Origin of the sequence: Tropicimonas sp. TH_r6 (genome assembly GCF_033101155.1) — a bacterium.
In the GTDB taxonomy this organism is placed as follows: domain Bacteria; phylum Pseudomonadota; class Alphaproteobacteria; order Rhodobacterales; family Rhodobacteraceae; genus Tropicimonas.
This window is the reverse complement of the sequence record NZ_JAWMPX010000018.1, coordinates 85,237-105,720: the sequence shown is the minus strand read 5'-3', so window position 1 is coordinate 105,720 and position 20,484 is coordinate 85,237. Positions and strand designations below refer to the sequence as shown.

General features: G+C 60.8%; 17 protein-coding genes, 1 tRNA gene and 2 pseudogenes. 15 read left to right on the top strand and 5 right to left on the bottom strand.

Annotated features, from left to right (window positions below):
• A pseudogene (locus R3X27_RS16980) lies at positions 1 to 2,222 on the bottom strand (hypothetical protein); the annotation flags it as partial.
• 960 nt (positions 2,223 to 3,182) lie between these two features.
• Positions 3,183 to 3,258, bottom strand: a tRNA-Thr gene (locus R3X27_RS16975).
• Positions 3,259 to 3,586: 328 nt separating this feature from the next.
• On the opposite strand from R3X27_RS16975, the gene R3X27_RS16970 reads away from it, so the two are divergent.
• From R3X27_RS16970 to R3X27_RS16945, 6 genes are all read left to right on the top strand, one after another.
• A complete protein-coding gene (locus tag R3X27_RS16970) occupies positions 3,587 to 4,855 on the top strand; it encodes a lipopolysaccharide biosynthesis protein (protein WP_317710062.1) in 1,269 nt (422 codons plus the stop codon).
• Between the two features lie 95 nt (positions 4,856 to 4,950).
• The gene (locus R3X27_RS16965; RefSeq protein ID WP_317710061.1) at positions 4,951 to 6,198 is read left to right on the top strand and encodes a glycosyltransferase family 4 protein; all 1,248 of its coding nucleotides are present in this window, start codon (positions 4,951 to 4,953) and stop codon (positions 6,196 to 6,198) included.
• A 4-nt stretch (positions 6,199 to 6,202) separates the two neighbouring features.
• Entirely contained in the window at positions 6,203 to 6,847 is a 645-nt protein-coding gene (locus R3X27_RS16960) for an acyltransferase (RefSeq protein WP_317710060.1), read from the top strand.
• Positions 6,847 to 8,049 (top strand): O-antigen ligase family protein, encoded by a 1,203-nt coding sequence (locus R3X27_RS16955; protein WP_317710059.1) that lies wholly within the window; start codon positions 6,847 to 6,849, stop codon positions 8,047 to 8,049. The genes R3X27_RS16960 and R3X27_RS16955 overlap by 1 nt, the downstream gene beginning before the upstream one ends.
• Positions 8,050 to 8,164: 115 nt before the next feature.
• Positions 8,165 to 9,157 carry a hypothetical protein gene (locus R3X27_RS16950; RefSeq protein WP_317710058.1) on the top strand — a complete coding sequence of 331 codons (993 nt, stop codon included), beginning with the start codon at positions 8,165 to 8,167 and terminating at the stop codon, positions 9,155 to 9,157.
• A 142-nt stretch (positions 9,158 to 9,299) separates the two neighbouring features.
• Complete coding sequence (locus tag R3X27_RS16945; protein ID WP_317710057.1) at positions 9,300 to 9,953, top strand: exopolysaccharide biosynthesis protein; 654 nt, start codon at positions 9,300 to 9,302, stop codon at positions 9,951 to 9,953.
• Positions 9,954 to 10,022: 69 nt separating this feature from the next.
• On the opposite strand, the gene R3X27_RS16940 is transcribed toward R3X27_RS16945, so the two are convergent.
• The gene (locus tag R3X27_RS16940) at positions 10,023 to 11,135 is read right to left on the bottom strand and encodes an FAD-dependent oxidoreductase (protein WP_317710056.1); all 1,113 of its coding nucleotides are present in this window, start codon (positions 11,133 to 11,135) and stop codon (positions 10,023 to 10,025) included.
• A 200-nt stretch (positions 11,136 to 11,335) separates the two neighbouring features.
• Here R3X27_RS16940 and R3X27_RS16935 point away from each other — a divergent pair, with 200 nt between their 5' ends.
• The 9 genes from R3X27_RS16935 (at position 11,336) to R3X27_RS16895 (ending at position 19,816) form a co-directional block, all read left to right on the top strand.
• Entirely contained in the window at positions 11,336 to 11,908 is a 573-nt protein-coding gene (locus tag R3X27_RS16935; RefSeq protein ID WP_317710055.1) for a L,D-transpeptidase, read from the top strand.
• Positions 11,909 to 12,094: 186 nt separating this feature from the next.
• Positions 12,095 to 14,047: an AMP-binding protein gene (locus R3X27_RS16930; RefSeq protein ID WP_317710068.1), complete on the top strand. Its 1,953-nt coding sequence runs from the start codon at positions 12,095 to 12,097 to the stop codon at positions 14,045 to 14,047.
• On the top strand, positions 14,044 to 14,289 hold the full coding sequence (locus R3X27_RS16925) for a hypothetical protein (protein WP_317710054.1): 246 nt from the start codon (positions 14,044 to 14,046) through the stop codon (positions 14,287 to 14,289). Before R3X27_RS16930 ends, R3X27_RS16925 begins: the two co-directional genes overlap by 4 nt.
• A gap of 5 nt (positions 14,290 to 14,294) precedes the next feature.
• A complete protein-coding gene (locus R3X27_RS16920) occupies positions 14,295 to 15,104 on the top strand; it encodes an ABC transporter ATP-binding protein (protein WP_317710067.1) in 810 nt (269 codons plus the stop codon).
• A gap of 21 nt (positions 15,105 to 15,125) precedes the next feature.
• Positions 15,126 to 16,085 (top strand): branched-chain amino acid ABC transporter permease, encoded by a 960-nt coding sequence (locus tag R3X27_RS16915; RefSeq protein WP_411572509.1) that lies wholly within the window; start codon positions 15,126 to 15,128, stop codon positions 16,083 to 16,085.
• 126 nt (positions 16,086 to 16,211) lie between these two features.
• Entirely contained in the window at positions 16,212 to 16,478 is a 267-nt protein-coding gene (locus R3X27_RS16910; RefSeq protein ID WP_317710053.1) for a hypothetical protein, read from the top strand.
• The gene (locus R3X27_RS16905; protein WP_317710052.1) at positions 16,478 to 17,554 is read left to right on the top strand and encodes a branched-chain amino acid ABC transporter permease; all 1,077 of its coding nucleotides are present in this window, start codon (positions 16,478 to 16,480) and stop codon (positions 17,552 to 17,554) included. Before R3X27_RS16910 ends, R3X27_RS16905 begins: the two co-directional genes overlap by 1 nt.
• 69 nt (positions 17,555 to 17,623) lie before the next feature.
• Complete coding sequence (locus tag R3X27_RS16900; RefSeq protein ID WP_317710051.1) at positions 17,624 to 18,910, top strand: ABC transporter substrate-binding protein; 1,287 nt, start codon at positions 17,624 to 17,626, stop codon at positions 18,908 to 18,910.
• 75 nt (positions 18,911 to 18,985) lie between these two features.
• Positions 18,986 to 19,816 carry an ABC transporter ATP-binding protein gene (locus R3X27_RS16895; RefSeq protein ID WP_317710050.1) on the top strand — a complete coding sequence of 277 codons (831 nt, stop codon included), beginning with the start codon at positions 18,986 to 18,988 and terminating at the stop codon, positions 19,814 to 19,816.
• A 76-nt stretch (positions 19,817 to 19,892) separates the two neighbouring features.
• Here R3X27_RS16895 and R3X27_RS16890 read toward each other — a convergent pair whose 3' ends face one another.
• Together R3X27_RS16890 and R3X27_RS16885 are read right to left on the bottom strand one after the other, a co-directional pair.
• Positions 19,893 to 20,150, bottom strand: a complete 258-nt coding sequence (locus R3X27_RS16890) for a hypothetical protein (RefSeq protein ID WP_317710049.1) — start codon at positions 20,148 to 20,150, stop codon at positions 19,893 to 19,895.
• A 112-nt stretch (positions 20,151 to 20,262) separates the two neighbouring features.
• Positions 20,263 to 20,455, bottom strand: a pseudogene (locus tag R3X27_RS16885) (cytochrome C peroxidase); the annotation flags it as partial.
• Between the last annotated feature and the right edge of the window lie 29 nt (positions 20,456 to 20,484).

Below are 20,484 nucleotides of genomic sequence, written 5' to 3'. Positions count from 1 at the left end.
GCGGAGATGTCCCAGCTCTGGCTGTCGAAGGTGAGGGTCTCGATGCGGGCGCTTGAGCTGTAGAAATGGTTGCTGAGGGTCACGGCGCTCAGGTGATTTCCGAGCCCGTGTGTCGCGTGGATGACGAGGTCGTAGCCCGAGGTCTCGAAATCCAGCGCCGACAGGCTGGAGACGAAACCGGTCAGGTCGAGCGTGTCGGTGCCGCCGCCGGCATCTTCATTCACGGTGGTGCTCTGGGCGCGATACTCCGTACCCGCCGCGCGTTCGATCACGTAGAGGTCGTTTCCAGAACCGCCATGGAGGATCTCCGTGCCGGTCTCGCCGGTGGTCAGGATGTCGTCCTCCGCCTGTCCGAAGAGTGTGTCGTCCCCGGTGCCTCCCTTCAGATGGTCTGCGCCGCCCCCCCCAAGCAGCGTTTCACCTCCATTCCGGGCGAGAAATTCGCCGAGAGGGGTTCCGGTTACATATTGGTACGGGCTGATTACCGACAGTTCTGAAGAGGGCGCGGGCATCGCGGCACCAATCGCGTCTAGCAACTCCCGGTATTTGCTCACCAGGTCAATGGCCGGCAGGAGATCGTTCTCGCCGTCAAACAGGTGCAGTTCTTCGACCTGGGATCCTTCGACCCCCTGGTTGCGGATCTGGAGGGTGTCGTCGACGTCATTGCCGAAGGTGATGATCAGATCCCTGAAATCATCGGACAGGCTGTAGCTGACAAGGCTGACCATGACGTCGGAGGGCGACCCAAACTGGACGATATCATGACCGCCCTTGTTCTCCTCATCCACGATCGCCTGAAGGCCGCTATCCGGAGAGTAGATATAGAGGTCGTTCCCGGAGCCGCCAAGGAGCCTGTCGGTCCCGTGATACCCGATGAGAATGTCGTCACCGTCAAAGCCGTAGAGAGAATTGTCGTCGCTGTCGCCGATCAGCCGGTCACTCCGGCCCGAGCCGAAATACGCGTCACTGGTTGTGTCGCCGAGATAGTCGCGCTCAGACACGGACAGGGTGATGACGGAAAGCACATTGCCGGACTCAGCACTCGGGTGGCCGTCCGGAAGGTCGCCATTATAGACAAGCTCGAAGGCAAGAATGCCGACGGAGGCCGCGCCGTCCGCCCTGTCGACGCTCCACCAGGTTTGGGCTGTTGCGCCGGCATCCAGTCCCTGAACCTCGTAATCCATGTCCATAGGGAGCGAACTCACCGTACCGGATGTCACCCACGCCGCCCAGGTTGCGACATCGTTGGTCCAGCCATCCAGTGCGTGGACGCTCCAGCCATCGGTGGAATTTTCCGCGGAGAAGCGGATGGAAAAATCGCCTGAGGAATTCGCCAGGTCATCGTCCAGGGCCGTGTTGAGGATGCCCAATTGGAGCATTGATTGCTGTGTATCGCCCGTCAGGTCGAAGATCAGGTCACCCGTCCCGTCGAGATCGACATCGAGCCCGCCGCTTTCTCTGAAGATCAGCCCCTGACCGATCGTCGTTCCGACGGACACGTCGTCATCGGAGACGGTGAACCCCCTGATCTGCCCGGATACTTCCGCTTCGATTTCATCGAGAATTGTGGTCTGGAGGGACGTGGCGACGGCATGAGCGGCTTCGCCGGGAGGTGCCTCCAGGGAGACATGGCTAATGGCCGACAGAAGCGCCAGATCGACAAGCGACTGATCCAGTTCACCCTTCCAGAGATCGAAGCTCCAGTCCCCGAGTGTGAGGCCGACGGCGTGCGAGTCCCGGATGTCAAAGTCGAAATGGCCGTCTGACCGCGATTCCTCGTCCTGCAGGGCGAGGCCGAAGATACGGAAGGATCGCGTCAGGCCGTCGACGGATTGAGAATACAGGGACGCCGCCATCGCGGGGTCCGGTTCTCCGTCATTGAATGCCTGAACAACAAAGCCGATGTCGCCCAGACCTGTTTCCACCCCGAGACCGCCATTGAGCCAGACACTGCTCCATCCCTGCTGGCCTTCCGGTGTCAGCCCGAGATAATCGTGCACATCGATCATGATCTGTGCGCCGGCCAGCTCGCTCGCAGTGGCAAAGAAGAAGACCTTCTGGCCCAGAGCATAGGACTCGGTCAGAAAGTCTTCGACATCCTGTTGATCCGCGCTCCCGATATCCGCAAACACCGCTCCTTGCAGCATGCGATAGATATAGAGCTGCCCTTCGGAGAAACCGTCGATATCGAGGCCGAGGGGCGAGCTGGTCTGGGCGGGCATCTCTGCGGGACTCGCATTTTCAGGCGCGCACATTCTGTGCGTGGGTCTTCCAGTTGGGGGCGGCCACCTGAGTCAATGCTGCGTGCCGCATTGAGGCCAGCTTTTGTTGAGATCGGAAGTCTTTGTCGCTTCACGTTTACCCCCCCAACAGTTTTACGAAAATGGTTTCTAAAGTCTGAACAAGTGCAGCCGATTCGTGGATTAACTGCGGGCGGTTACAGCATCGGACCCGTATACCGCAAAAAAACGGACTTGAGATGCGTGAGCCCCAGTTCTGAGTTGCGTTTCGTGCCATGTTTTCTGTCACCGAAATGCGCCAAATCCTCCATGGTGGTCGCCATGTCCCGCCGTCCCAAGCCCCGAACCGGTTGTTACCCGGGACAGTCTTGATGGGTCTGACGTCTGCGCCAATGAGGCAGATGAGAGTGATTTTGTAGGGGAGGGGTTCCGGCTCGTCGGAACCGCCAACGAGTGGCGATGAGACAGGCATCGGGAGAGCGCGGGCTATGGCGAGACGGTTTTCAAGGACATCCGCCGCGCTCTTTCATCGCTTCAACATCCAGCGCCATCACCTGGATGAACGGTTCAACTCGTGTCAGCAGGTTCGAGGATGGGGCGGCCTCAGCTTCGTGGTCCTTAAGGCGAGGCCACATCTGGAAGACCGCACGGATAGTTTTCCAATTCGATCGTCTCTCGCTTCAACCAGTGGAAAACGAATAGCTGCCAACTGGTCCAGGATCTTTGAAGACGGACAGGTGGCAGAACGTTCGACAACGCCTTTGGGGACGCGGCGTCTGAACCGCCGAATTCCCTTGTCATCCTTGTTTCAGATGTAGCGCTCCAAGCGGATGAAGGTTCCGATGTGATGGATTGCGACGGTCATCTGTCGCCAATGGTGACACGCCCAAAGGCCCCATGTCGCTGCATGCTTTTGATTTAGTTTTCAAATTGCGACAATGGTGGTGCCTCAAGAGGGACTCGAACCCCCGACCTACTATTTACGAAACAGTTGCTCTACCAGCTGAGCTATTGAGGCGGACCGGTGGCCCGTTTAAACGCAACGGCCGGTCTCTTCAAGTCTGAATCAGTACAGAATCTCGTCGAGCCTGTCCGACAGAACCAGCTGGCGGGATTCTTCCGTTGGCCGGGTTCATCTCTCTGAGAAACTTCCGCGAGACAGCATTTGCCACGATCACGGTTCCCCGTAACCGGGCGGGTATGGAGGTCGGACGGGGTGTCCGGGGCCCTTGGTGGTTTCTGTCCGGCAGGCAATGTCGCGTGGCGGCTTCATACGCCGCTCATTCTCCTCTAAGAACGGCAACGGTTCTGGTCTCCAGCGGATAGACAGTGAAGATTCGATCTAAATGAATATCACCAAAGCCTTTTTTTCGGTTTCCGGAGTCTATGCGTTCGGCCTTGTTTTCAGCATCACGGCAAACGTGCTTCTGGCACGGTGGATGAGCGTTGCGGATTTCGGACGGTATTCCTTTGCCATCGCCATCGCCACCTTCGCAGCCATTCCCATTTCGGTCGGTCTTCCGATGCTGATGACGCGCGAAGTCGCGCAGGCAAAGCAGGGCCGGGACATGGAGCGCCTCAAGGCGATTCTGTCCACCTCGGCAATCTGGATCCTCGTGGCGTCGAGCATCGTGGGCGCCATCCTGTGGGGCACATCCACCTCGACCCTGCTCGCGCCCGACATGGCTCCGCTCCTCGCGATCGTTTGCTTTCTGCCCTTGGCGATGGGGACGGTCGGGTTCGGACGGGGGGCCTTGAAAGGGTTGGGGATGCCTGTCCTCTCGGAGGTGCTGCCGCAGGTCATCGTGCCATTGTTGCTCGTTTCAGGCGTCATCGTCCTGCATCAGGCTGGCGGGATCGACGCAAGCATTGCCTTGCGCCTGCACCTGTCCTCCTTCGGGATCGCGGCCCTGTTGGGACTCGCGTTCGTCGCGCAGCAGTCTCCCGTCGCGCCCGGAGTCGCCCTTGCCTCGAATTCGCAACTGCGCGCTTGGGGTGTGTCCTTCATATCCTTCACCATGATCGGCGGAATGACGACGCTCGGCACGCAACTGGCGACCCTGCTGCTTGGCGGTTTGGGGCAAACCGAGGAATTGGCGTATCTGCGGGTGGCCGAGCGTGGCGCACAGCTGGTCGCCTTTCCGCTGATGTTCGTGAACGCGATCCTGGGTCCGTATATCGTCGCGGCGCACAAGGAGGGCGGACCGGACTCGCTGCGCAAGCTCGCACGCCAGTCGGCCCGGCTCTCGACGGCGACCGCCATTCCGTTGGCAGCGGTCTTCGTCCTGTTCGGACGCCCCCTGATCGAACTGACTTTTGGCGAGGCCTATTCGGACACGGCCTATATCCCCATGCTGATCATGATCGCCGGCCAGTTGCTGTCTTTGGCCATGGGGTCGGGCGGCATGTTCCTGGCGATGTGCGGCCATGAGCGGGTCAGCCTTGCGGGGCAAGCCATTGGGATCCTCGTTACCCTGATCGGTGTGGTCACCCTGGCCCCGAGCATGGGGCCGGTCGGCGCCGCCATTGGCGTGGCGTCCGGCATTGTCGTGCTGAAGGCGTTCCTGTCCGTGATGGTCTTCCGCCGCCTCGGTTTTTCCCCCGGCATCCTGTAGGCATTGTTGACATGCAGACCAGCAAACCTTCCGATCCGACCTCTCCCAGTCCACGTCGCCCGCATGTCCTGGTCCTAGCCTACAGCATCTCTCCAGTGCGAGGATCGGAATATTCGGTCGGCTGGAACCACGTCACCAATATGGCCAGTCATTGTGATCTGACCGTCCTCTACGGGCTGGCCGGGCCGCATATGGGCGATCTTGAGGAGATTGAGGATTTCCTGGCTGAGAACGGTCAAATCCCGGGAGTGACCTTCGAGCCGATCCGGCCGAATAGATGGGCGCAGCTGTTGAATGCCCCCAACCGCAATGGCTTCTGGGTCTATTCCTTCTATCTCGCCTACCGCGCGTGGCACAGGCAGGCGGCGGCGCGCGCCCGGGACATCGTGGCGGAGCGGGAGGTTGACCTGATCCACTACCTCTGCCCGATCGGCTATCGTGAACCGGGCTATCTCTGGAAACTCGACAAACCTTATATCTGGGGGCCGGTGGGGGGCATGATCCCCACGCGGCGGCTGGCGGGTGCGCCGCGGGGCTGGAAAGATGACCTGAAAGTACGGCTGAAGAATGCTCTCAACGCTTTGCAGCTTCGCAGTTCGGCCCGTGTCGGCAAAGCGCTCAGGCGCGCTGATACCGTGATCGCGGCCACCTCGGAAAATCAGGCTGTCTTGCAGGATCGCTTTGGCGTGCGCGCGCTGCAATTCGCCGAGAACGCCATTCCGGACACCTGGCTGGCCTCGGGGGAACAGCGGCCAGCGGTCGATCACGATCGAGCAGAGGGGGGGGCTTTGCGTCTGATCTGGATCGGCTCGCTGGAGGCGCGCAAGGCGCCAGACCTGCTGATCGATGCGCTTTCTCGCCTGATCAGCACGGCATGGCATCTGGACATTGTTGGGAGTGGTCCGCTTGACGGGGTGGCGCAGGACATGGTGCGGGACCGTGGGCTGGAGACCCAGATAAGGTTTCACGGACAGATTCCCCGCGACCAGGTGCAGGCACTGCTGGGAAGGGCCGATACCCACCTGATTACCAGCATGTCCGAGGGAAACCCGACGACGCTCTGGGAAACGATGGCGGCGGGTGTGCCGACCATCACGCTGGATCACAATGGAATGCATGACGTGGTCTGCCCGTCCTGTGGAATTCGGGTGCCTCTTGGCACTTGGGATCAAACTTGCGATGCTTTCGCCGCAGCGATCATGACCCTGATCGAGGCTCCGGACCGACTCGCGGCGCTGAAGCGGGGAACCTGTGCTTGCCGCGAAGGATATCGCTGGAGTCGGCGTGCCGAGGACTGGATGCGTATCTACAGGGACACCATGGCCCGCTATGGAAGGAGCTGAGCCGATGCTTGCCAAGTTGCGCTCTGTTCGCCCCGAGCATTTGATCATGCTGTTGCGGGGCATGATCTGGCAGGTGCTGCATTTCCGGTTTGGCGCGATTGTCCTCATGGATCGCGGGGCGCAGATCCGTCTGGATCGCCGTGTGCGTCTGACGGGCCTGATCAAGCTCGGCCGACATTCCAGGATGGATCTCCGGTTCACGGCAGCCGGCAACGTTGGGCCCGGTTTTTCCCTCGGGGACTTCAGCATTTTCCGGGCGTCGGGATCTTCGAGCTTCACCTGTCCCAGGGTCGAGGTGGCGGAGAATGTCAGTTTCGGGCCCTATTGCAACATTGGCGGGGGCTTCGGGCTGTCAATCGGGGCTGACGTGATCGGCGGGCCTTATGTCTCCATCCATCCCGAGGAACATGGGCTCGATCCGGACGTTCCGATCCGGGCGCAACCTGTCCAGGGGACTGGCATCGCAATCGAGCGGGATTGCTGGCTCGGTGCCAAGTCGACAATTCTGGACGGGAGCCATCTTGAAGAGGGAACCGTTCTCGCCGCAGGCGCGGTCCTCACCGGCACGAGGACGGAAAGGATGTCGCTCTATGCCGGCCTTCCGGCGAAGCGCGTTCGGACGCGTCATCCGGACGGAGGATGCTCCTGATGCTCCAAAGACAGCTTGCGCTCCTGATGGTCGTGTTTGCGCTCCTGCCGAGCACCATCTATTCGGCACTTCTTGTCCCCTGGATCGGATTCATCTTGCTGCTCAGACGCGGGCAGGTGTCTCCTTACGCACTGAAACCGGCATATCCCGCCCTGTTGTTGCTGCTCCAGGGCATTGTCTTCGGTGAGTTCAGCGATCTGGTCGGGCTGGGCAAGGACGGCTGGTATTACTTGAAGATGCTGCTCGTGGTGCAGGCCGGTGCGCTAATCGGGTATTACACGCCTCTCGAGACCGACTGGATCAAGGTGTCTGCATGGGCGGCAATGCTGGTCTCGATCGACCAGGTGGTACAAGCACTGTTGGGGGCGGGCGGCGACAATGCCCGTCATATTGCCTTTGTCTCTCTGACGTTGACCCCGTTTATCCTGAAATACTACAGGGGCAGCCTCTGGACCCGCTGGTTTCTGGTGTCGCCGACACTTCTGACGATTTTTCTGGCGCAGTCACGGACCGGCCTTCTTGTCATGGCGATCGCCTATCTTGGTACGCGCGGTGTCTACCTGTCCAAGGCGCGCATGACATTGTGGATCGTCGCGATCGTGTCCCTGGCTGCTTTCCTGTTCCCGCTTCTTCCGGAATATGAGTACGGAGCCCAAACACTGGGAGGGAAACTGCGAAACAGTATCGCGGAGATCTCGTTCGAGGACGGTTCGGACCGACTGTCGATGTATGCCAACTGGCGCGGGTTCGAAGCGTACCGGGCCCTGGTAACCTGGCAAGGCTTCAACTTCTTTGAGCAGCTCTTTGGCGGAGGGTTCGGTCAGAACATCAGCTTGGGATCGTCCGTCTATTTTGGGACCGGAGAGGTCTCCGAGCTTCCCTTTGCCCATAACGGATATTTCACGGTTCTGGTCAAATCCGGGCTCGTGGGCGTGGCGCTCTTTGTCTACTTCATGGCGGCTCCGTTCATTCAGATCACTGCGAGTATCGGGTCCGATGCAAGGCTGGCGGCAAGATTGGCGACCACATCGTCATTGATCCTGCTGTTGAGCACTGTTGTTATTTCCGGGCCTCTCAACAAGGAGAGCATGGACGGCGTGACGTTGATTTTCGGTTTTGCACTCGGGGCGCTCCAACGCGCCCGTGTGCTGGCGTACCGGCATTCCCTGATCGCGCGTGCATCGTCACAGACAGCTGCCTGAGCGGTGCGAAACCACGCAGGGTCGGAGCCTTCGAATGGAGTAATTCAGAAACCAGCCTGCGTCGCGCCGGCCGAGTACAGGCGCAGAGCCTCAGGATTTGCAGCAAAGTGATTGAATGATGAAACTGGTTCTGCACATCGGAACGGAGAAGACCGGCAGCACGTCAATCCAAGGCTGGCTGCACGACAACAAGGCTCGGCTCCGGGACAACGGGGTTTTCCTCAGCGAAGTCTTGTCGACACCCAATAACCGAAGTCTTGTCCATTGCTTTCAAAAGGAAATCGATGAGTACTTCCTGCATCAAGGTATCCGGACTCTCGACGAACGCGACAGGGTCCGGGATGAAATCCTGGCGGGTTTCAGCAGTGAAATCCTGTCCCAGGATGCCTCTGTTCATACGGCAATCCTGACATCGGAGCATTTTCACAGCCGGCTGACCAGTTCCGAGGAGATTGGTCATTTCCTGCGTTTTGCCAGGGGCGTCTTCTCTGACATTCAGGTCATATGCTATTTTCGGAATCAATTGGCGTTGTGCCGGTCCAAGTATTCAACTGCCGTACGCGCCTGGAGATCGGAGAGCTTTGAAGAGTATCTCCACTCCAACACCGAGATGGCGGCCTATTACGATCTCTACGCTCTCGCGGTTCGGTGGGCCAAGGCGGTCGGCAAGGACAAGGTGTCCTATCGCAGCTACGACACACTCAGAGAGGAGCGGCGTGATATCCGCCGAGACTTTATGGAAGCTGCCGGGCTGGATGGGTTTTCTGGCCAAATGGACTACACGGGCCGGTCTCAAAACATGTCATTGTCCTTGATGGACGCAAATGTCTTGCGAGCGATCAACAGCATTCTGCCTGCAATGAAAACCGACGGCACTCCGAGCAAGGCAAATCGCGCCGCAAAGAAAACCGTCCTGCCATTGGCCGGCGGCGTGCAACGTCTGACTGGACGAAGATCGATTTCTGCGTCGAGGCATGCCGAAGCCCGGGTTCGTGAGCGTTTTGCCGATACCAACGAGATGCTGTTTGCGGAATTCGGTGTCGACATACGTATGACCGGCTCCCGGGAAAAGACCGGCGTAGGACATCTCACGGAGTCTGGCGTTTAAGGGAGTGGTCCCCCTTGGCGGGTGCCGACGGGAGGCTTGATGGACAGGGATATGCACGTCGGATGCAGCCCGCGAACGCGAGCCAATCGCTGCGCCTGAGTCTGAATTGCGGTTTTTGACGTTGCATTAGGGCCGTCGAGGCATGATATGCGCATCAGCCTGCGAAAGGAAAACCATGGACAGCCAGAATGGGAAAGGAAAGAGGCTTTCGCTTTCCCTTCCTCTCCTCCGGACATCGCGCGACCACCATCGTGCCGGAACGCTGACGCTTGGCAACCTCATCTCGTCGCTCGGCGAGGCGTCCTTTGGCTGGGCAATCGTCCTGTTCTCGCTGCTGACATTCCTGCCGCTTCCCCCGGGGTCATCGATCCTGACCGCAATTCCGCTTCTCGTGACGACGGTCCAGATGATGCTTGGCTACCCGTTTGTCCGGCTTCCCGGCCCCATGGCGCGCATGAAGCTCGATCAGGAAAAGTTTCGGCGCACGATTCTCCGTCTCCGACCCATCACCCGAAGGCTCGAGCGTGTGCTGAAGCCGCGCCACTCCGTTCTGTTCGCGCCGCGAAACGAGCGCCTGGTTGGCTTGCTGCTCTTCGTGATCTCTTTCGCGCTGTTTCTGCCGGTGCCTTTCAGCGGCTGGTTCCCAGCGATCTCGATGCTTATCGTCGGCGTTGGCTTCGTCGAACAGGACGGTTTGGTCGCAGCGGCCGGTCTGGTCATGGGCGTCCTGTCAGTCCTGCTCACGGTCGTGCTCCTGGTTTCGATTTCAATTGGTTTTGAAGCCATGATCCACTGAGGACAGTTGCTCCGCGTTGATCCGGCTCCGGAGCCTCGGCCAATGCCTCGCGACAAGACAGGTATGTCCCTAGGCTTTCAGTCCGACCATAAAACGCTGGTCGATCCGGTCTTTCCAGCGCCAGACCCAACCTCCAGAAACCACGATTCCGTTTCGCTCGAAAAGCGCATCGCGCCCGCCGAGAGAGACCAGCTTGAGATAATCCGCCTGTGGGTGGAAGCGGCGCATGGGCGCGCCGGTGAGGCTGGCGCGGAGATTGTGAAACAGGATCGGGGCGGCCCGCACCGCGTAGACGCCGGCCTTTGGGCGCGGAGCAAATCCGAGATGCGCACAATCCCCGACGGCAAAGATCCGGGGCTCGGAGAGGCTGCGCAGGAAAGGGTCGACGGTAAGAAAGCCCTCATGGCTCTCCTGTCCGGACCGCCCGATCCAGTCATGCGGCTGGGTCCCTGCAACCCCGATGACGAGCGACGCGGAGACCGCCGTTCCACCGGCTAGGTGCACCCCGTCGGGCGTGACCTGGCTCGGGCGGCTCTGCTCCAGCAAGGCGATGCCCGCCTTGTCCAGCCGTGCGAGGAGCTTCCGGCGTGCCGCGGGCGGGCTTGTGGCCAGCGCTTTACCCGCGTCGAGGAGCGTCACGGCGGCCGGCATCTGCATCCGCGTCGTTCTGTGTTGCATCGCCAATGCAAGCTCGACCCCGGCGATCCCGGCGCCGATCACCGCAATCTCGGGCGCAACCTCCCCCCGTTCCAGCCGGGCCAGCCACGCCTCCCAGGCGCTCGCGAATCCACCAAGAGGTTTGGCCGGTACCGCGTGTTCGGCAAATCCGGGCAGGTCCGGCAGGCCGGTATGGATGCCGATATCGAGCGACAGGCGATCATGCCGGATCTCCTGCCCATCCGCGAGCCGGACGCATTCCCGGTCGAACTCCACAGCGGTGCCGTCGACAAGCCGCGCCCCGGCTTGTGCGGCGAGGTGCGTGAGATCGATCTCGATGGCGTCGCGTGGATAATGCCCGGCGATATGGCCGGGCAGCATGCCGGAATAGGCCGCCACCGGGCCCGGATTGATCAGCGTGAGCCGCGCGCCGTCCAGTGGCGCCTCCGCCCAGTCGCGGAGGAGCAGGGCATGGGCATGACCGCCGCCGACGAGGACGATTTCCTGGGTCTGCGAGCTTTGCATGCGTGACCTCCGGGTTGCGGGAATATGAGCCTACACTGTCGCCTCTCGTCGCAAGGGACCAGCCCGATTGCATAAGCCTGCCGGTTTTCGCAGCAATTTCCAGCCACTGACGGATAAACTCCGCGCGAGGCGGGCTCCAAGGTTGTCACTCACCGCGCTCTCGTGTCAGGCTCATTGAAAGGATCAGCCGGGGGGAAGCCATGTCGCAGATCACACGCAGGGTATTTCTTGGAACCGGTGCAGCCGGGATCGCGGCGCCAGCATTGGCGGCGGGCGAAAAGAAGTTCAAGCTGGAGAAAATCTACAGACCAAAGGTCGTCAAGGTTCATCCGCAATTCGCCCCGGGCTCGATCCATATCGAGATGCGCTACTTCTTCCTCTACTATATTCTCGAACCGGAGAAGGCGATCCGCTATGGCGTTGCGCTTGGCGAAGAGGGACGCAACCTCTCCGGCAGCGCTGTTGTCGGGCGCAAGGAGGAATGGCCAAGCTGGACACCCACGGCCAACATGATCCGCCGTGAACCCGAGGTTTACAAGAAATGGGCCGGTGGCCTGCCGGGCGGACCGGACAACCCTCTCGGCGCTCGCGCACTCTATCTGTATCGCGGCGGGCGCGACACGCGCTACCGAATCCACGGCACACCGCAGCCCTGGACCATTGGGCGGGGCGTCTCCTCTGGCTGCATCCGGCTGACCAACGAGGCGATTGTCGACCTCTATAACAGGGTTCCGATCGGCACCCGCGTGAAGACCCACCGTCCTGCGACCTGAACGCGGTTTCGCTGCGATTGCAGTATATTGTACGCTGCGTTGCGGCGTATTTTATTTGAACATCTGTTCAGAAATTGTTTGACGAGTCGCCGCAGGCCCGTCCTATAGTATCCCCAAGCCGCAAAGGCTGAGGTGTCGCGAACGACACCGAGGGGAGGACATCACTTGACCGCGAATGCAACGCCCATGGGCGAACTGTGTTCCATGCCCGCACTCCTGCGCCGCAATGCGCGTGTGTTTGCGGAGCGCCCGGCCTATCGGGAAAAGGAATACGGGATCTGGCAGAGCTGGACCTGGGCGGAGGCCGCCCGGGAAATCGAGTGGCTGGCGCTTGGCTTCCTGGCGCTGGGCATGGAGCGGGGCGACCATGTCGCCGTGATCGGGCGCAACCGGCCGGACCATTACTGGGCGATGGTTGCCGCCCAGATGTGCGGCGCGGTACCGGTTCCGCTCTACGCGGATGCTGTTGCCGAGGAGATGGCTTACGTGCTGGGCCATTGCGGCGCGCGGTTCGTGGTCTGCGGCGATCAGGAGCAGGTCGACAAGGTCATCGATATTCAGGACGATCTGCACCAGATCGACCATGTACTCTATCATGACAAGCGGGGCATGCGGAAATACGACCACGAGCACCTGAACTGGCTCCATGACATCCGCGACGAAGGCAAGGCGGCGCATTTCCGGCACGAGCACGAGCTGGAGCTGCGCGAGGCGGAGCTGGATTACGACAGCACCTGCGTGATGCTCTACACCTCCGGCACGACCGGCAAACCCAAGGGCGTGGTGCTCAGCAATCGCAACATCATCGAAACCTCGAAGAACTCCTCCGAGTTCGACCACCTGCGCGCCGATGACGAAATCCTCGCCTACCTGCCGATGGCCTGGGTCGGCGATTTCATCTTCTCGATGGGTCAGGCGCTCTGGAACGGCTTCTGCGTCAACTGCCCGGAGAGTGCGGACACGATGATGACCGATCTCAAGGAGATCGCGCCGACCTATTACTTCGCCCCGCCGCGTGTCTTCGAAACCCAGCTCACGCAGGTGATGATCCGGATGCATGATGCCGGACCGTTCAAACGCTGGCTGTTCAAGCATTACATGGAGCTGGCCAAGCGGATTGGACCACAAATCCTTGACGGCAAATCCGTCGGGTTGATCGACCGGCTGCGATACGCACTGGGTGAGTTCGCGATCTACGGGCCGTTGAAGAACACGCTCGGCTTCAGCCGGGTACGTGTTGGCTACACTGCCGGCGAGGCGATCGGGCCCGAGATCTTCGAGTTCTACCGCTCGCTGGGGATCAACCTGAAACAGCTCTACGGGCAAACCGAAGCCTCGGTCTTCATCGCCCAGCAGCCGGATCACGAGGTCCGCGCTGACACCGTGGGTGTGACCTCACCCGGCGTCGAGATCCGCATCGCGGAGAATGGCGAGATCTTCTACCGCTCGCCCGGCACCTTCGTGGAGTACTACAACAACCCCGAGAGCACCGCCTCGACCAAGGACCCCGAAGGCTGGGTTGCCACGGGCGATGCCGGTTTCTTCGAGGAAGGCTCCGGACATCTGCGGATCATCGACCGGGCCAAGGATGTGGGCAAGATGGCGGATGGCCATATGTTCGCGCCCAAATATGTTGAAAACAAACTGAAATTCTACCCGGACGTGCTGGAGGCGGTTGTCTTCGGCAATGGCCGTGAGATGTGCACAGCCTTCATCAACATCGACCTCACGGCAGTAGGAAACTGGGCGGAACGCAACAATATCGCCTATGCCTCCTATCAGGAACTGGCCGGGCACCCGGACGTGCTGGGGGCGATCAGGTCCCATGTCGAGGAGGTCAACGCTTCGGTTGCGCAGGACGACATGCTCTCAGCCTGCCAGATCCACCGTTTCCTCGTACTCCACAAGGAACTGGACGCCGATGATGGCGAGATGACCCGGACGCGGAAGGTGCGCCGGGGCAAGATCGAAGAGAAATACGACGACCTGCTGGCCGCGCTCTATGACGGCTCCGAGACGATCCACACCGAAACGGAAGTGACCTACGAGGATGGCCGAAAAGGTAGCATTTCCGCAGATCTGACGATTGTCGACGCGACAACGGTCGCGGTGTCGGGACAGAAGGTTGCGGCGGAATGACCGAACCGCGCAAATCCCTTCCGGCAATGGTCACCGTGCCGATCAGCCTTGTCGTTGTCGTGCTCGCGTTGATGGGTGAGGCGCCGGCCGGGGTCCGGGGGGCGTTGATCGGGGCAGCCTTCGCGATCCCGGTCCCGTCCCTGATGAGCCGCCCGATGAAGGTCTGGATACATGCGATTTTGCTTATCCTGGCCATGGTTGCCGGCGCGATCGCTGCAGGATTCCTCTGGGGGCAAACATGAATGTCATGACAGATGGTTACGTGACCGACGATGGCCGCACCATTGGCGGTGTCCTGATGGAGATGAAACACATAACGCTGAAATTCGGCGGCGTGGTGGCGATCAAGGATATCTCCTTCGACATCCGCGAGGGCGAGATCCGCGCGATCATCGGCCCGAACGGCGCCGGAAAATCCTCGATGCTCAATGTTATCAGCGGCTTCTATCATCCGCAGGAGGGCGAGGTCTGGTACAAGGGCAGCATTCGCCCGTCGATGAAACCCTACGAGGTCGCGCGGCAGGGCGTCGGGCGGACTTTCCAGAACATCGCGCTTTTTGAAGGCATGTCGGTGCTCGATAATGTCATGACCGGGCGTCTCACCCATATGAAGGCGTCGCTCTGGCAGCAGGCGCTCTGGTGGGGCAAGGCCGAGCGTGAAGAGGTGTATAATCGCGATCAGGTCGAGAAAATCATCGACTTCCTCGAGATTCAGGCGATCCGCAAGACGCCGGTGGGGCGCTTGCCTTACGGTTTGAAGAAGCGGGTCGAGCTGGCGCGGGCGCTGGCCGCGGAGCCGTCGCTGTTGCTGCTCGACGAGCCGATGGCGGGGATGAATGTCGAGGAGAAGGAGGACATGTCCCGCTTCATCCTCGACGTGAATGATGAATTCGGCACCACCATCGCGCTGATCGAACACGATATGGGCGTTGTCATGGATCTCTCCGACCGCGTGGTCGTGATGGATTACGGCAAGAAGATCGGCGACGGCACGCCCGACGAGGTGCGCAACGATCAGGACGTGATCGACGCTTATCTGGGGGTGCCGCATGAATAAGACGCTGAAACGGGGGGCGATATGGACCTGCTGAACAAGATCTTCATTGCGCCCTTCGTGGACATGGTCGCCGCGCCGGATTTCCTGATGCAGGTGCTCTGGGAGGGGCTCGTCTCCGGCGTGCTCTATTCGCTGATCGCGCTCGGCTTCGTGCTGATCTTCCGCTCCAGCCGGATCTTCAACTTCGCGCAGGGCATCATGGTTGTCTTCGCTGCGCTGACGCTGGTCGGGCTGCACGAGATGGGCGTGCCTGCCTGGATCTCGGTGGCGTTGACGCTGGCGGTGATGTTCGGGCTTGCGGTCTCCATCGAACGGATCGTGTTGCGCCCGCTTGTGGGCCAGCCGGACATCATTCTCTTCATGGCAACGATCGGGATCACGCTCTTCCTGATCGGCCTCGGCGAGATCATCTTCGGTGGCGAAAACAAGCAGATGATCACCTCTGAGTTGGGTATTCCCACCGGAGACATCGTTCTGGAGCCCTTCGGCGGGCTGCTGATCCTGCAGCATATTGATATCACGGCCGTACTCGTCGCTGCCGCGCTGGTCGTCTCACTGCTGCTCTTTCTCAACAAGACGCGGATGGGCCGCGCGATCCGGGCGCTTGGCGACGATCACCAGGCGGCGCTCTCGGTCGGGATCTCGCTGCAGACGATCTGGGTGCTGGTCTGGTTCATCGCCGGGATCATCGCACTGGTGACGGGCATCGCCTGGGGCAGCCGCGCGGGCGTCTCTTTCGCGCTGGAAGTGATCGCCTACAAGGCGCTGCCGGTGCTGATGCTCGGCGGGCTGGAATCGATCCAGGGGGCCATTATCGGCGGGCTGATGATCGGCATGCTGGAGAAGATGTTCGAGATTTACTGGGGCGCGCCGCTGCTTGGCGGCAATACCGAGAGCTGGTTTGCCTATGTGCTGGCGCTGGTCGTGCTGCTGTTCCGCCCACAGGGGCTGTTCGGCGAGAAGATCATCGAGAGGGTGTGATGCGCGCGTTCGGGACGCAAAGCGCTGATAGCGACGTCGCGGTTGGAAGATTAGGGTTTTGACCCCGCCGGGACGGCGCGCGAACCGTCCCGGCGGAGAGCCGGAAGGCAAGGAGAGGACAGGGACTTGGCGAAGCTGATTGCAATTCTGAACGTGGTGGCCTGGGCCGGTTTCTGGGCCTTTGGCTACCTCGCGCTGACAGCGGACAAGGAGTCGACCGGCCAGCTCATGACCGCGATCATCCTCGCCGTTCTGGGCGCGGGCGGCGGAATCTGGGCCTATCTCTGGCTTGTCCGCCACACTGAGGCGACCGGCTATGCCAAACCTCCAAGGCGCGCAGTGCCCGAGCAACACCGGACTCCCGAGTTCGACGAAGAAAAGGAAGACGCCTGATGCTCTACCGCACAGCCGGCCAGTTCAAGACGTCCTACCGGGCGGATCAGGCGCTTTTCCCGATCAAGCAGGATTCCTTCCTGCTCGGCATCATCCTCATCTGTGCCTGGGTGATCTTCCCGCTGACGGCGTCGGAATTCACCTTCCAGACCATCCTGACGCCGATCCTGATCTATTCGCTTGCGGCCCTCGGGCTGAACATCCTTACGGGCTTCGCCGGCCAGCTCTCGCTGGGAACGGGCGCGTTCATGGGTGTCGGGGCCTATGCCTGTTACAAGATGATAACGCTGATGCCCTGGATGAACCCGGTGCTGGCGATCCTGTTGTCGGGCGTGTTCTCGGCGGGGGTCGGCGTGATGTTCGGAATCCCATCGTTGCGGATCAAGGGCTTCTACCTCGCCATCGCGACGCTGGCAGCTCAGTTCTTCCTCGTCTGGCTCTTCGAGAAATGGGCCTGGCTTTACAATTACAACGCCTCCGGCGCGATCCAGGTGCCGAACCTCGACATGTTCGGGATCTACGTCTCCGGCCCACAGGCCAGCTCGATGACGCAATACTACCTCGTGCTCTTCATCGTCAGCCTGCTCACCTATCTCTGCATCAACCTCACGCGCGGCAATCTCGGCCGGACCTGGAAGGCGACGCGGGACATGGATATCGCGGCCGAGCTGATCGGCATCAACCTGATGAAATCGAAGCTGACGGCCTTCGCGGTCAGCTCCTATGTCGTCGGCGTGGCGGGCGCACTTTTCGTCTTCATGTGGCGCGGGGCGGCGGAGCCGAACCTGTTCGACATTCCGCTCAGCTTCCGGGTGCTGTTCATTGCGATCATCGGCGGACTGGGCTCGATCATGGGCAATTATCTCGGCGCGATCCTGATCGTCGGCCTGCCGGTCGTGCTCAACACCGTGCCTTCGGCGCTTGGCTTCCACGTGGAATCGGCGCTGCTGGAGCATCTCAACATCATGATCGTGGGCTCGCTCATCATCTTCTTCCTGATCATCGAACCGCATGGGCTGAACCAGCTCTGGCGGCTGATCCGGGAGAAACTCATCATCTGGCCTTTCCCGCATTAGGGTGGCCCAAGACCAATAAGAACAAGACCAACCGAAAACGTCGAACATGTTCCATCAGGGAGGAGAAACATGAAGACTTTCAACAAGCTGGCGCTTGCCGCCGCGGTGAGCCTCGTCGGCGCATCCGCAATGGCCGAGGGGCTTTTCGCCCCGAACCTGACCTACCGCACCGGTCCCTTCGCCTCCACCGGCATCCCGCTGATGGACGGTCAGAAGGACTACATGACCATGCTCAACGAGCGCGATGGCGGCGTTGGCGGGGTCATGATCGACTTCGAGGAGTGCGAGACCGGCTATTCGACCGAAAAGGGCGTCGAGTGCTATGAGCGCACCAAGGCCAATGCCATCGTGACTCAGCCCTGGTCGACCGGCATCACGCTGCAGGTCCTGCCCAAGACCAATACCGACATGATCCCGATCCTCGCACCGGGCTACGGCTTCTCGCCCATGGCCAATGGCAAGGTGTTCCAGTGGGCCTTCAACCCGCCGGTCTCCTATTGGGATGGCGCCTCGATGATCGTGCAGCATATTGCCGGCGGCGACATGTCTTCGCTGAACGGCAAGACGATTGCGCTGCTGCATCTCGACCACCCGTTCGGCAAGGAGCCGATCCCGGTTCTGGAGGCAATGGCTGAGGCGTATGGGTTCACTCTGGAGCTGGTCCCGGTTGGGCTCAAGGAGATGCAGAACCAGTCCGCGCAGTGGCTACAGATCCGCCGGATGCGTCCGGATAACGTGATCATGTGGGGCTGGGGCGCGATGAATGCGTCGGCCATAGCCGAGGCGGTGAAGACCAAATACCCGATGGATCAGTTCATCGGCGTCTGGTGGGCCGGGCATGATGCCGATCTCAAGCAGGTTGGCGAGGCCGGCACGGGATACAAGTCGATCTCCTGGTCCTTCCCAATGCCCGATGCGCCGATGATGGCCGATCTGAAGGCCCATGTGCTCGACAAGGGGCTTTCCTCGACGGAGGATCCGAACTCGGTCTTCTACCAGCGGGGGCTCGTGATGTCGATGTTCCTTGCCGAGGGGATCGCCGCCGCGCAGGGTGAGTTTGGCACCGGCGAGATCAATGCCGAGCAGCTTCGCTGGGGGCTGGAGAACCTGAACATCACCGACGAACGGCTCGCCGAGCTGGGCATGACCGGCATGGTTCCGCCCTTCTCGACATCCTGTTCCAACCATACCGGCCATTCCGGCGCCTGGATGCTGGAGTGGGACGGCGAGAAATTCGTCAAGGCATCGGATCTCCTGATGTCGGATGCGGAATTCATCGCGCCGCTGGAGGAAGCCAAATCGGCCGAATATGCCGAGGCGAACGCTCCCTGGCCGATGAATGAGGCCTGTGAATAGGCCACCACTCACGGACCTCCGGCAGCTTTTTCAGCTGCCGGCGGGATCTGGATTAATTTGGACAGAAGAAGCCTGATGTTAGACTCTTCCCCCATTGAGACGCCCGAGACGCTGCTCGAGATCAACAATATCGAGGTGATCTACAATCACGTGATCCTCGTGCTGAAGGGCGTGTCGCTCTCGGTGCCGAAGGGCGGGATCACGGCGCTGCTGGGCGGCAATGGCGCTGGCAAGACGACGACGCTGAAGGCGATCTCCAACTTGCTCCATTCGGAGCGGGGCGAGGTCACCAAGGGTTCGGTTAAATACAAAGGCGAGGTTGTGCAGGATCTCGACCCGGCCAAGCTGGTCAAGAAGGGCGTCATCCAGGTTATGGAGGGGCGCCACTGTTTCGAGCATCTGACCGTCGAGGAGAACCTCTTGACCGGGGCCTATACGCGCGGCGACGGGAAGGGGGCCGTCGAGGCGGATCTCGAGATGGTCTATACCTATTTTCCGCGGCTCAAGGAGCGGCGCAGGTCGCAAGCGGGATACACGTCAGGCGGCGAACAGCAGATGTGCGCCATCGGGCGGGCGCTGATGTCCCGACCGGAGACGGTCCTGCTCGACGAACCCTCGATGGGGTTGGCGCCGCAGTTGGTGGAGCAGATTTTCGAGATCGTGAAGGCGGTGAACGAGGGCGAGGGCGTGAGCTTCCTGCTGGCGGAGCAGAACACCAACGTGGCGCTGCGTTTCGCCCATTACGGCTATATCCTGGAATCTGGCCGCGTCGTGATGGACGGGCCTGCCGCGGAGCTGCGCGAAAACCCGGATGTAAAAGAGTTCTATCTCGGCATGGGCGACGACGGACGCAAGTCTTTCCGCGATGTGCGCTCCTATCGGCGGCGCAAGCGCTGGCTCAGCTGAGATCTGGCTGGCCGGGAGGGGAGGCCCGGCCGCCATTCGAGGGGTCGCAGCTTCGGTTGCGGCCCCTTTTCTGTCTTCAGACCGTGGCGCCATAGCGTCGGATCAATGTACCAAGCCCACCGGCCAGCGCACCGACAACCAGAGCAATCCCAAGTTCCAAGGGCTCTACGGCCGCGAAATCAAACTTGGCGAAGACGATCGTCTCAGCCAGCCCGACAAGGGCGCCGAGGAGAATGCCCAGAATGGGAATCCGGGTCATCATTCCGAGGCCGAGGCCGAGAAACCCGGGTAGGCTGAGAATGTTGGCGGCAATAATTCCGAAAATGTCGAGCATGCTGTCCTCCGTCATGGTCCCACCCAGCCTAGCGCGGCGCGGCCGCCATTGACAGGAAAAGGGGGCCGCGCCGGCAAGGTGACATGGCCCGTCTTCAGCTAGGTTCCGTTCCCTTTCCGGAGTGGAAAAAGGAGGCGTTCAGGCCGATATTGCGAAGCGGCGCGGCGCGGAAGACAAATTCGTCATCCGCCGTCTCGGTGAGCGCGTCCTCGTTGCCGTTCAGGAAGGCGTCGAAAGGCGCGGGGGGCGGCCAGAGTGACTTCATAGGCCTCGATGGCCCTGGCGAAATTGTCGAAGCTGACCGGGCGCCGTCATCGGGGAAGGCGGCTTGCGA

Coding starts and splice junctions, on each gene's coding strand:
- R3X27_RS16895 (WP_317710050.1), top strand. CDS start 18,986: ATGTTAGACTCTTCCCCCATTGAGACGCCCGAGACGCTGCTCGAGATC.
- R3X27_RS16960 (WP_317710060.1), top strand. CDS start 6,203: ATGCTTGCCAAGTTGCGCTCTGTTCGCCCCGAGCATTTGATCATGCTG.
- R3X27_RS16955 (WP_317710059.1), top strand. CDS start 6,847: ATGCTCCAAAGACAGCTTGCGCTCCTGATGGTCGTGTTTGCGCTCCTG.
- R3X27_RS16930 (WP_317710068.1), top strand. CDS start 12,095: ATGGGCGAACTGTGTTCCATGCCCGCACTCCTGCGCCGCAATGCGCGT.
- R3X27_RS16915 (WP_411572509.1), top strand. CDS start 15,126: ATGGACCTGCTGAACAAGATCTTCATTGCGCCCTTCGTGGACATGGTC.
- R3X27_RS16945 (WP_317710057.1), top strand. CDS start 9,300: ATGATATGCGCATCAGCCTGCGAAAGGAAAACCATGGACAGCCAGAAT.
- R3X27_RS16935 (WP_317710055.1), top strand. CDS start 11,336: ATGTCGCAGATCACACGCAGGGTATTTCTTGGAACCGGTGCAGCCGGG.
- R3X27_RS16970 (WP_317710062.1), top strand. CDS start 3,587: ATGAATATCACCAAAGCCTTTTTTTCGGTTTCCGGAGTCTATGCGTTC.
- R3X27_RS16920 (WP_317710067.1), top strand. CDS start 14,295: ATGACAGATGGTTACGTGACCGACGATGGCCGCACCATTGGCGGTGTC.
- R3X27_RS16950 (WP_317710058.1), top strand. CDS start 8,165: ATGATGAAACTGGTTCTGCACATCGGAACGGAGAAGACCGGCAGCACG.
- R3X27_RS16900 (WP_317710051.1), top strand. CDS start 17,624: ATGAAGACTTTCAACAAGCTGGCGCTTGCCGCCGCGGTGAGCCTCGTC.
- R3X27_RS16905 (WP_317710052.1), top strand. CDS start 16,478: ATGCTCTACCGCACAGCCGGCCAGTTCAAGACGTCCTACCGGGCGGAT.
- R3X27_RS16890 (WP_317710049.1), bottom strand. CDS start 20,150: ATGCTCGACATTTTCGGAATTATTGCCGCCAACATTCTCAGCCTACCC.
- R3X27_RS16925 (WP_317710054.1), top strand. CDS start 14,044: ATGACCGAACCGCGCAAATCCCTTCCGGCAATGGTCACCGTGCCGATC.
- R3X27_RS16940 (WP_317710056.1), bottom strand. CDS start 11,135: ATGCAAAGCTCGCAGACCCAGGAAATCGTCCTCGTCGGCGGCGGTCAT.